Source organism: Bradyrhizobium sp. CIAT3101 (assembly GCF_029714945.1).
Taxonomy (GTDB): Bacteria; Pseudomonadota; Alphaproteobacteria; order Rhizobiales; family Xanthobacteraceae; genus Bradyrhizobium.
This window is the reverse complement of record NZ_CP121634.1, coordinates 4,930,388-4,942,754: the sequence shown is the minus strand read 5'-3', so window position 1 is coordinate 4,942,754 and position 12,367 is coordinate 4,930,388. Positions and strand designations below refer to the sequence as shown.

The 12,367-nt window shown below is 63.8% G+C and carries 12 protein-coding genes; 7 read left to right on the top strand and 5 right to left on the bottom strand.

Features of this window, described 5'->3' with window-relative positions; all coding sequences use genetic code 11:
• Positions 1 to 8 precede the first annotated feature (8 nt).
• Positions 9 to 1,253: an MFS transporter gene (locus tag QA645_RS23430; protein WP_283044092.1), complete on the bottom strand. Its 1,245-nt coding sequence runs from the start codon at positions 1,251 to 1,253 to the stop codon at positions 9 to 11.
• Positions 1,254 to 1,308: 55 nt separating this feature from the next.
• Positions 1,309 to 2,562 carry a tyrosine--tRNA ligase gene (tyrS, locus tag QA645_RS23425; RefSeq protein ID WP_283044091.1) on the bottom strand — a complete coding sequence of 418 codons (1,254 nt, stop codon included), beginning with the start codon at positions 2,560 to 2,562 and terminating at the stop codon, positions 1,309 to 1,311.
• Between the two features lie 167 nt (positions 2,563 to 2,729).
• Between tyrS and QA645_RS23420 the strand changes: the two genes are divergently transcribed.
• The 3 genes from QA645_RS23420 to QA645_RS23410 all read left to right on the top strand — a co-directional run bounded on the left by QA645_RS23420 (position 2,730) and on the right by QA645_RS23410 (position 4,954).
• Positions 2,730 to 3,833, top strand: a complete 1,104-nt coding sequence (locus QA645_RS23420; protein WP_283044090.1) for an anhydro-N-acetylmuramic acid kinase — start codon at positions 2,730 to 2,732, stop codon at positions 3,831 to 3,833.
• Between the two features lie 109 nt (positions 3,834 to 3,942).
• Positions 3,943 to 4,620: a glutathione S-transferase family protein gene (locus QA645_RS23415; protein WP_283044089.1), complete on the top strand. Its 678-nt coding sequence runs from the start codon at positions 3,943 to 3,945 to the stop codon at positions 4,618 to 4,620.
• A 10-nt stretch (positions 4,621 to 4,630) separates the two neighbouring features.
• On the top strand, positions 4,631 to 4,954 hold the full coding sequence (locus tag QA645_RS23410; RefSeq protein WP_283044088.1) for a multidrug efflux SMR transporter: 324 nt from the start codon (positions 4,631 to 4,633) through the stop codon (positions 4,952 to 4,954).
• On the opposite strand, the gene QA645_RS23405 is transcribed toward QA645_RS23410, so the two are convergent.
• From QA645_RS23405 to QA645_RS23395, 3 genes are all read right to left on the bottom strand, one after another.
• Positions 4,951 to 5,463: a DUF1697 domain-containing protein gene (locus tag QA645_RS23405; protein WP_283044087.1), complete on the bottom strand. Its 513-nt coding sequence runs from the start codon at positions 5,461 to 5,463 to the stop codon at positions 4,951 to 4,953. The two genes, QA645_RS23410 and QA645_RS23405, sit on opposite strands and share 4 nt — an antisense overlap.
• A 7-nt stretch (positions 5,464 to 5,470) precedes the next feature.
• Positions 5,471 to 6,118: an alpha/beta hydrolase gene (locus QA645_RS23400; RefSeq protein ID WP_014495555.1), complete on the bottom strand. Its 648-nt coding sequence runs from the start codon at positions 6,116 to 6,118 to the stop codon at positions 5,471 to 5,473.
• 354 nt (positions 6,119 to 6,472) lie between these two features.
• Positions 6,473 to 7,426 carry a LytTR family DNA-binding domain-containing protein gene (locus QA645_RS23395; protein WP_283044086.1) on the bottom strand — a complete coding sequence of 318 codons (954 nt, stop codon included), beginning with the start codon at positions 7,424 to 7,426 and terminating at the stop codon, positions 6,473 to 6,475.
• Positions 7,427 to 7,470: 44 nt separating this feature from the next.
• Between QA645_RS23395 and QA645_RS23390 the strand changes: the two genes are divergently transcribed.
• The 4 genes from QA645_RS23390 (at position 7,471) to sufC (ending at position 12,364) form a co-directional block, all read left to right on the top strand.
• Positions 7,471 to 8,679: an acyltransferase gene (locus QA645_RS23390; RefSeq protein WP_283044085.1), complete on the top strand. Its 1,209-nt coding sequence runs from the start codon at positions 7,471 to 7,473 to the stop codon at positions 8,677 to 8,679.
• A gap of 51 nt (positions 8,680 to 8,730) precedes the next feature.
• Entirely contained in the window at positions 8,731 to 9,870 is a 1,140-nt protein-coding gene (locus QA645_RS23385) for a cysteine desulfurase family protein (RefSeq protein ID WP_254131226.1), read from the top strand.
• 113 nt (positions 9,871 to 9,983) lie between these two features.
• Positions 9,984 to 11,480 (top strand): Fe-S cluster assembly protein SufB, encoded by a 1,497-nt coding sequence (sufB, locus tag QA645_RS23380; protein WP_254131227.1) that lies wholly within the window; start codon positions 9,984 to 9,986, stop codon positions 11,478 to 11,480.
• Positions 11,481 to 11,611: 131 nt separating this feature from the next.
• Positions 11,612 to 12,364 (top strand): Fe-S cluster assembly ATPase SufC, encoded by a 753-nt coding sequence (gene sufC / locus QA645_RS23375; RefSeq protein ID WP_254131228.1) that lies wholly within the window; start codon positions 11,612 to 11,614, stop codon positions 12,362 to 12,364.
• Positions 12,365 to 12,367 lie beyond the last annotated feature (3 nt).

Below are 12,367 nucleotides of genomic sequence, written 5' to 3'. Positions count from 1 at the left end.
TGGGAGACCTAGCGCCGCAAGGCGGGCACGATCAGGAACGGGATCATCCCGAGGACCACGTTTGCAAGTGCGAAGACGAGCAGCGCGTTGTAGCCGTGGGTGGCATCGTGGATCAGGCCGCCGCTCCAGGAGCCGAAGGCCGAGCCGAGTCCACTGCCGATCGAGATCGTGCCGAAGATGGTGCCGACCCGCTTGCCTCTGAAGATCTTCATCGCCGTTGCCGTGATCAGCGGCCCGCGCGAGCCCATCATGCTGCCGAAGCAGACGACGAAGCCGGTGAGCAGGATGACATTCGGATAATACTGAAGCAGCCAGAGCAGGACGATGCCGAGGATCGAGATCGCGTAGCTCAGCAGCACCGAGGGACGGCGTCCGATCAGCCCGTCGAGCGCGGAGACGCCGATCATGCCGAACACCAGCACGACACCCGAAAAGCCCCAGGCGGTCGCGGCCTGCAGCGGCGGGAAGCCGGCATCGATCAGATAGGCGACGATCTGGGCTGCGATGCAGTACATGCCGACCGCGGTGAAGAAGAAGGTCGAGAACAGCGCCCAGAACGCGTGGTGACGCATCGCGCTCACGAGCGTCCAGCCGTGGTCGACGAAATCGGGATCGGTCTTCTTCGCAACATGCGGCGAGCCCGAAGCGAACAGCCGCCACGGCAGCAGCATGAGCGGTAGCAGCAGGCCGAGTGTGATGAAGCCATAGACCTGATAGGTCTCGCGCCAGCCGAGATGATCGATCAAGAGCTGCGAGGCCGGCAGCAGCGCCAGCACGCCGCCGCCCATTGCCGAATACACCACCGCCATCGCGGTCGGCAGCTTTGGCCCGAACCAGCGGCCGAGCAGGATCGAGTTCGGCACGTTGCCGATGAAGGCAACGCCGATACCGACGCACAATCCGATCGAGAGCTGGAATTGCCAGAGCGCCTGCGCATGGCCTGCGATCAGGAACGCGGAGCCGAGCAGCAACAGGCCGAGCGCATAGACGATGCGCGGTCCGGAATGATCGAACAGGCGGCCGACCAGCGGCGCCGTCAGTCCGCTGATGAGCCAGGTCAGCGAATAGATCGAAACCACCTGCGCGCGGTCCCAACCAAAATTTTCGGAGATCGGCTTGAGGAAGACAGTGAAGCTTTCGCTCAAGCCACGGCCGAGCACGGCCAGCGTGAAGCACAACGCGAGCACGACGAGCGCGGTTCGGACCGCGTCCTGCTGCATGTTCCCCTGTTCGCCGGGCGTCTTCTGATCCATTGCCGTCAGGGAGCGCGCTTCGGCGCGCCCTGACAAGCATCAAAAGCTCATACGCCTATGCAGGCTTGAGCAGGACGTGCTTCTTCTTGCCGAAGGACAGCTTGATCACGCCTTCCGGCGTCAGACTGGCCGCTGACAGCGCCATCTTCTCGTCGGTGACGGATTCGTCGTTGACGCGCAGGCCGCCACCTTTGATCTGACGCCGTGCCTCGCCATTGGAGGCGACGAGGCCCGCCTTGACGAAGGCGTTGAGCACGCCGAGGCCGGCCTCCAGCTCGCCGCGCGGAATTTCAACTGTCGGCAAGCTCTCGGCGAGTGCGCCTTCCTCAAAAGTACGGCGTGCGGTTTCGGCCGCTTCGTTTGCTGCGTCGCGGCCATGCAGCAGCGCGGTCGCCTCCGTCGCGAGCACCTTCTTGGCCTCGTTGATCTCCGAGCCGCCGAGCGCCTCGAGCTTCTTGATCTCGTTCATCGGCAGCGTCGTGAACAGTTTCAGGAATTTGGCGACGTCGGCGTCCTCGGTGTTGCGCCAGTATTGCCAGAAATCGTAAGCGCTGAACTGGTCGGCGTTGAGCCACACCGCGCCTTGCGCGGTCTTGCCCATCTTGGCGCCCGATGCCGTCGTCAGCAGCGGCGTGGTCAGCGCGAACAGCTGATGCGTGCCCATCCGGCGGCCGAGATCGACGCCCATGATGATGTTGCCCCATTGGTCCGAGCCGCCCATCTGCAAATGGCAGCCGGTCCGCTTGGCCAATTCGACGAAGTCGTAGGCCTGGCAGATCATGTAGTTGAACTCGATGAAGCTCATCTCCTGCTCGCGCTCGAGGCGCAGGCGCACGGAGTCCATCGTCAGCATGCGGTTGACCGAGAAATGCCGGCCGACGTCGCGCAGCATCTCGATCCAGTTGAGCTTGGTCAGCCACTCCGCATTGTCGAGCATGACGGCGTCGCTCTTGCCGTCGCCGTAGCGCAGCACCTTTGCGAACACGCCGCGGATCGAGGCCTTGTTGGCCTCGATCTCGGCGACGGTGCGGATCGCGCGCGTCTCGTCCTTGCCGGAGGGATCGCCCACCATGGTGGTACCGCCACCCATCAGCGTGATCGGCTTGTTGCCGGACTGCTGAAACCAGTGCAGCAGCATCATGGTCAGGTAGTTGCCGATGTGCAGCGAAGGAGCGGTGCAATCGTAGCCGACATAGGCGATCGCCTCGCCCTTGGCGGCGAGCGCGTCCAGCCCCTCGAAATCGGAGCACTGGTGGATAAAACCACGTTCCTGCAGGGTATTGAGGAAATCCGATTTAAATGCAGTCATCTGTCGGCGTGCCTGACAATTCTTGGTTTACTGTTTCGGGCGCAATTTAAGCGTCTTTCTATGGGAACTCGATTGCCGCCCGCCACTTGGCGCTGTGGCATTATAAGATGTGTCCCTCTGGCACAAGATCGGCATGCCGGAGGGGGTGTTTTGAGGACGCTGATCCCATGATGTTGACGGCACTCGGTTTGATGAGCGGCACCTCGCTGGACGGGGTGGACGTCGCTCTGATCGAAACCGACGGAAAACAGGTGAAAGCGTTCGGACCGTCCGGCTACCGGCCCTATAGCCCGGCCGAGCGCAATCTGCTGCGCCAGGCGCTGTCCGAGGCAGTACACTTGCCGCAACGCGATGCCCGGCCGGGAATCCTGGCCGAGGCCGAGCGCGCCGTCACGCTGGCGCATGCCGAGGCGGTTGCCGCGTTCGTCGCCCAGAACCGGATGAAGCCGGAGGATATCGACATCGTCGGCTTCCACGGTCAGACCGTGCTGCACCGGCCCGAGCGGCGCCTGACGGTGCAGATCGGCGATGCGCCGGCGCTGGCGAAGGTCATCCATATTCCCGTGATGTACGACTTCCGCGCTGCCGACGTCGAGGCCGGCGGGCAGGGCGCGCCGCTCGTGCCGGTCTACCACCGGGCGCTAGCCAATTCGCTGGCGCGCGAAGGGCCGATCGTCGTGGTCAATATCGGCGGTGTCTCCAACATCACCTATATCGACGGCAACGACACGCTGATTGCTTGCGACACCGGCCCCGGCAACGCGCTGCTCGACGATTTCATGTACCGCACCATGAACCAGGCCTTCGATGCCGAGGGCAAGTTCGCAGCCCTGGGCAAGGCCGACGAGGCCTGGATCGCGCGGGCGCTGGAGCTGCCGTTCTTCGCAGTCACGCCGCCGAAATCGCTCGACCGCAACGACTTCGCCGCGCTCAAGCTCGGCGATGTCCAGCCGGCCGATGGGGCTGCGACGCTCACCGCCTTCACCGCGGCCGCGATCGCCCGGATCATCCCGCTGCTGCCGCGGCGGCCGCGGAGCTGGATCATTTGCGGCGGCGGCGCCCGCAACCTCACCATGCTGCGGATGCTGCGGGAGCGGGTCGGCGCGGCAACCGTCGAAGCCGCCGAGACGCTGGGCTGGGCCTCCGACGCGATCGAGGCGCAGGCCTTTGGTTTCCTTGCCGCGCGCGGCCTCAAGGGCCTGCCGCTGTCCTACCCGGCCACGACGGGCGTGCCGATGCCGATGACGGGCGGGGTGATCGTGCGGCCCTAAAGGCGACTGCCCGAGGTCACAGTAGGTTGATGCAGATGCATTGATCTTGACGGTTGCATGCAAGTGCATCTATCTTGGGTGCAGTTGAATCCAACCGCCGGGATTAGCCATGACCGCTTCGCTCAAACTGATCAGCCACAAGCTTTGTCCGTACGTGCAGCGCGCGGTGATCGCGCTCAAGGAGAAGGGCGTGCCGTTCGAGCGGGTCGACATCGACCTCGCCAACAAGCCCGACTGGTTCCTGAAACTGTCGCCGCTCGGCAAGGTGCCGGTGCTGGTGGTTACGACGGACAAGGGCGAGGTCGCGCTGTTCGAGAGCAACGTGATCTGCGAGTACATCGAGGAGACGCAAGCCGGCGCGAAGCTGCATCCGATCGATGCGCTGAAGCGGGCCGAGCACCGGGCCTGGATGGAGTTCGGCTCGGCGATCCTCGGTGATCTCTGGGGGCTGGAGACAACGACGGATCCCGCAACGTTCGAAAGCAAGCGCCAGGCGCTGGCGACGAAATTCGCACGCGTCGAAGCCGCACTTGGCGCGGGACCTTATTTCGCCGGCGAGGCATTCAGTCTGGTCGATGCGGTGTTCGCGCCGGTGTTCCGCTATTTCGACCTGTTCGACGAGCTGACCGAGCACGGTATCTTCAGCGATGTGCCGAAAGTGCGCGCGTGGCGGAGCGAGCTCGCGAAACGTCCGAGCGTGCGCACTGCGGTCGGAGCAGACTATCCGCAATTGCTGCGCGCCTTCCTCGTGCGCCACGACGCGCATCTGCTCAAGCTCGCGGCCTGAGCCCACGCCGATGTCGCAATCTCTGGCCTGGTTGATGCTGGTGATCGCCGGCGCGCTCGATGTGGGCTGGGCGATCTCGATGAAATATGCCGAAGGCTACACGCGCGTCGGTTGGAGCATCGTGTCGCTGGTGCTGCTCGCCGCCTTCGTCTTCCTGCTCGGGCGTGCCTTGAAGGTGCTCGAGGTCGGCGTCGCATATTCGGTGTGGACCGGCATAGGCGCCGCGGGCACCTTCATGATGGGCGTGGTGCTGTTCGGCGAAACGCTGAGCGCGATGAAGCTTGCGGGCATCGCGCTCGTCTTGATGGGGATCGCCGCGCTCAAGCTGGCCTAGAGCTCTGCCGCCATCTTCGCTAGCGTCGCGATGGTGTTCATGTTGCGTGCGGTACCGGTCTTGGCGGCGGGGATCGCGAGCTTTGACGTTCCCATACCGTCGCCATAGTGCACGTAGATCTCGCGGCGGCCGAGCTTGATCTCTTCGTTCTTCTGACCGCGAATGCCAGCAAGCGCGTCTGCCGGCGGCGGCTTGTCGAGGAAAATCGCAACCGTGCGGTTCGGTGCCATCTTTGGAAACGGATTGTCGGCCGCGACTTGCGCCATCTCGGCCGCGCTGCGCACGAGCACGCCGACCGGCGCGCCCGCATAGGCGTGCAGGCGCTTTTCCAGCGCAGACTTGATCGCGGTTTCAGATTTGCGGCTGGTGAAGACCACATTGCCGCTGGCGATGTAGGTGCGCACGGCACCGAAACCGAGCTCTTCGCACATCGCCTTGAGCTCGGTCATCGGCAGCTTGCCGGTGCCTCCGACATTGACCGCGCGCAGCAGGGCTACAAACGCGGCCATGTCATGCTTACCGCACGTTGGCGAGGCGCATGTCGAGATAGGCCGTGATGGTTTCCATCAGCGGCTCGAGCTTGGCGTCGAAGAAGTGGTTGGCGCCGGGGATGACCTGCTGGTCGATCACGATGCCCTTCTGCGTCTTCAGCTTCTCGACCAGCGTGTTGACGTCCTTCGGCGGCACCACGGCATCCTTCTCGCCATGCACGATCAGGCCCGACGACGGGCAGGGCGCAAGGAACGAGAAGTCGTAAAGGTTCGCGGGCGGCGCGATCGAGATGAAGCCTTCGACCTCGGGGCGGCGCATCAGAAGCTGCATGCCGATCCACGCGCCGAAGGAGAAGCCGGCGACCCAGCAAGCGCGCGCCTCGGGATTGATGGTCTGCGCCCAGTCGAGAGCCGCCGCCGCATCCGACAATTCGCCGGTGCCGTGGTCGAACGAGCCCTGGCTGCGGCCGACGCCGCGGAAGTTGAAGCGCAGCACCGAGAAGCCGCGATGCGCGAAGGCGTAGTAGCACTGGTACACGATCTGATGGTTCATCGTGCCGTGAAACTGCGGATGCGGATGCAGGATCATCGCGATCGGCGCGTTCTTCTGCTTGGCCGGGTGATAGCGGCCTTCGAGACGGCCGGCGGGGCCAGTGAAAATGACTTCAGGCATGGATGATCTCTTGATTGATGTCCTGGAGAGACGGTTCTCCGCAATCAACCGATTGTGGCCTCATCGGCAGCGACGCCGGCGAGAGCGCGAATGGAAGGACGAGAAGGCGTGCGCCTCGCGGTGATGCGCAAATGGCGCGCGGTGACTTGACGGTGCGCGTTCTAACATAGGCGGCGGGGCTAAAAGCAAGCATCTTCGACATCTGCCAATATGCTCAAGAACTTAGCCGGCCATCGCGGTGTCATGCCCAAGGCGGCCGGGATGAATCGGGCCAATGGCCCGTCCCGCATCCGTGGCGGCAACTGATTGGAATCACGACCGTTTATCGATCGTTCGGGCGATTTGGCGAGCGATTCACACGGGCGCCGTGCGCCCTCCGAGCGCGGCGACCGCGGGCCGGTAACGACGGCTGCCCCCAAGCGTTTGCCCGTTGTCGAATGTGAGCTCGAAATCCCCTGATGGCTTGAACTCCACGCCGCTTACGCGGTCGAGGTTGGCGAGCCGGGTCCGGTGCACGCGCACGATGGCGAAGCGGGCGAGCTCGCTTTCGGTCGCAGCCAGCGTACCGCGGATCAGGTGCTGGGTGCCGTTGGCGAGGATGTATTCGATGTAATTGCCGGCGGAGGCGACCCAGAGGATGTCACGCGGCGCGACGCGGATGCGGCTGGTGCCGTCCCGGAGCCAGATCAGATCGGATGAGGGGTGCTCCTGCGGAGCGGCCGGCATGGTTGCGGCCGCGTGCGCGGCCTTCCTCAGCTCACGCCGGCTTTCGATCAGCCACAGCGTTGCGCTCAGCAGGAGCGCGGTGACGGCATCCTTGCGGAACTCGTACAGGACCGTCGCCAGCGAGAAGTGGAAGTCGTAGGTGCCTCCAGCGAGCCAAAGCAGGAGTTTCCGCAAGCCCACCATGCCGGTGATGTGGAGGGCCGAGAAGCCGAGCAGGGCGGCCGCAGCGATTCCGATCCGCGCCACCAAGACCTTCGTCTCGCGCATGCGCCGAACGGCCAGCGCCAGGATCGGCACCAGCAGCAGGATGACGCTGATGCTCGACAGCTCCCAAAACAACCGCTGGCCGACATCGGAGCTGTCGCCACGCCAGGCGGCGTCCTGTGCGCCTGACAGTGCATTGACGATACCGATGGCAAGCGCGACGGGTGCGATGGTCGCGAACGTCGTCCACTCGCCGCCGCTGATCCCACCGCGCCAACCGTTCGTCCCGGCCGGGGACGATTCGTCCCCTCGCGCCCGGTTCTGATCCCAAACCGTCTCGACGCGCTCCGTTTCGGGGGCATTTTGGCCGTCAGCCATGGCCCGAAAACCGCGTTTGTCTTGCCGTCAAGGAGCAGAACACCATGTCAACACCGCAGCAATCAGCAAACTCGGAACGACGCATCGATCTGGATTGGGTGCGGATTTTAGCCTTTGGGTCGCTGATCTTCTACCACGTCGGCATGCTCTACGTGTCCTGGGGATTTCACATCAAGAGCGAGCACCGGCTGACCTGGCTGGAGCCAGCGATGCTGGTGCTCAATCCCTGGCGGCTGTCGCTGCTGTTCCTGGTTTCCGGGGTCGCCAGCCGCTTCATGCTGGGGAAAGTTCGCTTGGCCGCCTTCGCCCGTGCTCGATCGGCGCGGCTTCTGATCCCGCTGATCTTCGGCATGCTCGTGATCGTGCCGCCGCAATCCTATCTCCAGATCGTCGAGAGCCTCGGCTATCCCCAAGCCTCTTATCTCCAAGGTTTCGCTGATTATTACGTCCACCATTATCTGGCGTTCGGGGCGCAGTTCTGTCCGAACCCCTGCATTGCGCAGCCGACCTGGAACCATCTCTGGTTCGTGGTCTATCTCTGGGTCTACACCATGGCGCTGGCTGGCGTGCTGTGGGTGTGGCCGAAGGCTGCCGACTGGATGGGTGAGAGGATGGCGGCCGTCCTCGCCGGACCATGGCTGCTGGTGCTGCCCTGCCTGCTGTTTGCAGCCTGGCGGCTGTTTCTCTCGCCGATCTTCCCGTCGACTCATGCGCTGTTCGGTGACTGGTACAATCACGCGGACTACGCGAGTGCGTTCCTTATCGGCTTCCTGCTCGCCCGCCAGGATGGCATCTGGCGCGACAACGAGCGGCAACGATGGCTAGCGCTCACCGTGGCGGCTGGCTGCTTCACCATCTTCGTCGTTGTCTATGCCGGCTTGTTGGCGCCTTCGTCGGTGCCGAAATGGTTCGCGAGCTCCGTCTATGGCTGCTACCAATGGCTGGCGATGGCGGCGGTGCTCGGCTTTGCGCGGCGACATCTGAAGGCTAATGGCCCTGCGCGGCGCTATCTCACCGATGCGATCTTTCCCTATTACATCGTGCATCAGACTGCGATCATCATGATCGCACATGCGCTACGAGGCAGCGGGCTGTCTGCGGGAAGTGAGGCTGCGATCGTGATTGTCGGCACCGCGCTCGCCTGTCTCGTCACCTACGAGGTCGCGCGCCGGATCGCCTGGCTGCGGCCGCTGTTCGGACTGCGGATGGAGCCCCGTTCCGTTGGTCGAATTGCGCAGCAACAGCCGGCCTGATGCGCGATGGCTGCCGATTGGCGCCGGGGCAAAAGGTGCTAAGAGGGCGCCATGCCGAGCCGCGTCTATCTCGACTGGAATGCGACCACACCGCTGCGCGCCGAGGCGCGCGCAGCGATGCTGGCCGCTTACGAGCTGATCGGCAATCCGTCCTCGGTCCATGCCGAGGGACGCGAGGCGCGGCGGCTGATCGAGGACGCCCGTGGTACGCTAGCGGCGGCCGTCGGCGCGCTGCCGCGAAACGTGGTTTTCACCTCCGCCGGAACCGAGGCTAACGCGCTGGCGCTGTCGCCCGGCTTGCGCAGCCGATCGGGCGAACCGGTGCGGCGACTTCTGGTTTCCGCGGTCGAGCATGCCTCGGTGCTGGCGGGCGGCCGGTTTCCGGCCGACGACATTGGCCAGATCCGGGTCACGCGCTCAGGCGTCGTCGACCTCGACCATCTCCGGGCTCTGCTCGCTGATGGTCCGCCCGCACTGGTCTCGATCATGGCGGCCAACAACGAGACGGGGGCGCTCCAGCCTGTCGCCGAGGCGGCGCCGATTGTCCATGAGGCCGGCGGCCTCCTGCATGTCGATGCGATCCAGGCCCTTGGCAAAATTGCTTTCAATATTAACGCGCTAGGCGCGGACCTTGCGACCTTTTCTGGCCACAAGATCGGCGGTCCCAAGGGCGTCGGCGCGCTGGTCGTGGCCGAGGGACTGGCCGGGTTGGAACCGGTGCTGCGGGGCGGCGGACAGGAGCTCGGCCGGCGGGCGGGAACCGAGAATGTCGCCGGGATCTCCGGTTTCGGGGCTGCGGTGAAGGCCGCCCTTCAGGCTCTGCCGGAAGATGCGGAGCGGATGACAAGCCTAAGAGATCGCTTGGGAAATGGCCTTCGGGCTATTGCTGGGGCGACCATCTTCGCGGAAGATGGCAAGAGGTTGCCGAATACCGTCTTGTTCACGGCGCCGGGGCTCAAGGCCGAGACGGCCGTGATCGGCTTCGACCTCGAAGGCATCGCCGTATCCTCCGGTTCGGCGTGTTCCTCGGGCAAGGTCCAGCCGTCCCACGTGCTCTCGGCGATGGGGTATGATGCCACCGTCGCCCAGGGAGCGGTGCGCCTCAGTCTGGGCTGGTCCACGCAACCTGATGACATCAATAGGGCGTTAGAGGCTTGGCGAAAGCTCGGTAATACCCTACTTAGAGGCTAAGCGATGAAACACGGCTTGAACGGTTCTAAGCCCGTGCTTTCCGCACAGAAACATCGTAATACTCGTCCGAGTTTGATCCACCGCGGTCCTTGAAACCGCGAGCGGAGGATAGAATGCCAGCCGTCCAAGAGACGGTCGAGCGCGTCAAGCGCATCGACGTCGACCAGTATCGTTATGGGTTTGAGACCCAGATCGAGTCCGACAAGGCCCCCAAGGGGCTGTCCGAAGACACCATCAGGTTCATCTCCGAGAAGAAGAACGAGCCCGCCTGGATGCTCCAGTGGCGGCTCGAAGCCTATCGGCGTTGGCTGACCATGACGGAGCCGACCTGGGCGCGCGTCGACTATCCCAAGATCGACTTCCAGGATCTTTATTACTACGCGGCGCCGAAGCCGAAGAAGACGGTCACCTCGCTCGATGAGATCGATCCGGAGATTCTCAAGACCTACGAGAAGCTCGGCATTCCCCTGCGGGAAGTCGCCATGCTCGAAGGCGTCGAGCCCAAGCCTGGCGAGGAAGATCCGGCGCGCCGCAAGATTGCGGTCGATGCGGTCTTCGATTCGGTTTCGGTCGCGACCACCTTCAAGGCGGAGCTGAAGAAGGCCGGCGTGATCTTCATGCCGATCTCGGAGGCCATCCGCGAACATCCCGAGTTGGTGCAGAAGTATCTGGGCTCGGTGGTTCCGACGTCCGACAATTTCTATGCGACGCTGAACTCGGCGGTGTTCTCCGACGGCTCGTTCGTCTACGTGCCGCCGGGCGTGCGCTGCCCGATGGAGCTGTCGACCTATTTCCGCATCAACGAGCGCAACACCGGTCAGTTCGAGCGCACGCTGATCATCGCCGACAAGGGCGCCTACGTCAGCTATCTCGAAGGCTGCACCGCGCCGCAGCGCGACGAGAACCAGCTGCATGCCGCCGTGGTCGAGCTCGTCGCGCATGACGACGCCGAGATCAAATACTCGACGGTGCAGAACTGGTACCCGGGCAATTCGGAAGGCAAGGGCGGCATCTACAACTTCGTCACCAAGCGTGGTGACTGCCGCGGCAACAACTCCAAGATCTCCTGGACCCAGGTCGAGACCGGTTCGGCGATCACCTGGAAGTATCCGAGCTGCATTCTCCGCGGCGACAATTCCCGCGGCGAGTTCTACTCGATCGCGATCTCGAACGGCTTCCAGCAGGTCGATTCGGGCACCAAGATGATCCACCTCGGCAAGAACACGTCGAGCCGCATCATCTCCAAGGGCATCGCCGCCGGCAAGTCGCAGAACACCTATCGCGGTCTCGTCACTGCGCATCGGAAAGCGACCGGCGCGCGCAACTTCACCGCCTGCGATTCCCTGTTGATCGGCGACAAATGCGGCGCGCACACCGTGCCGTACATCGAAGCCAAGAACTCGTCGGCGACGTTCGAGCACGAGGCGACGACGTCGAAGATCTCCGAGGACGTGTTGTTCTACTGCGTCCAGCGTGGCCTCAGCCAGGAAGAAGCCGTCGGCCTCGTCGTCAACGGCTTCGTCAAGGACGTGCTGCAGCAACTGCCGATGGAGTTCGCGGTGGAAGCGCAGAAGCTGATCTCGATCTCGCTTGAAGGCAGCGTCGGCTAGCTCCGACCTCATCCTGAGGAGGCCGCGCAAGCGGCCGTCTCGAAGGATGGATACGGAAAGATTGTTGGCCTCAATCCTTCGAGACGCGCCTTCGGCGCTCCTCAGGATGAGGGGATAGATGGAAAAACATAATGGCTTTGCTTGAAGTGAAAGACCTGAAGGTTCGTGTCGAGGAGCGTGAGATCCTGCACGGGCTGACGCTGACCGTGAACGAGGGCGAGATCCACGCGATCATGGGGCCGAACGGCTCCGGGAAGTCGACGCTCTCCCACGTCATCGCCGGCAAGCCCGGCTATGAGGTCACCGACGGCCAGATCCTGTTCAAGGGCGAGGACCTGCTGGAGATGTCGCCGGACGAGCGCGCCGCCAAGGGCGTGTTCCTGGCGTTCCAGTATCCGGTCGAGATCCCCGGCGTCGCCACCATGACCTTCCTGCGCACCGCGCTGAACGCACAGCGCAAAGCGCGCGGCGAGAGCGAATATTCGACGCCTGACTTCCTGAAGAAGGTCCGCGAGGTCTCGAAGTCGCTGAACATCCCGCAGGACATGCTCAAGCGCGGCGTCAATGTCGGCTTCTCCGGCGGCGAGAAGAAGCGCAACGAGGTGCTGCAGATGGCGCTGTTCGAGCCGAGCCTCTGCATCCTCGACGAGATGGATTCCGGCCTCGACATCGACGCGCTGCGCATCGCGGCCGATGGCGTCAACGCGCTGCATTCGCCCAAGCGCGCGATGGTCGTCATCACCCACTATCAGCGCCTCCTCAACTACATCGTGCCCGACATCGTGCACGTGATGTCGAAGGGCCGCGTCGTGAAGAGCGGCGGCAAGGAATTGGCGCTCGAGCTGGAAGCGTCCGGCTACACCCAATTCGAGGATGCCGCGTAAGGA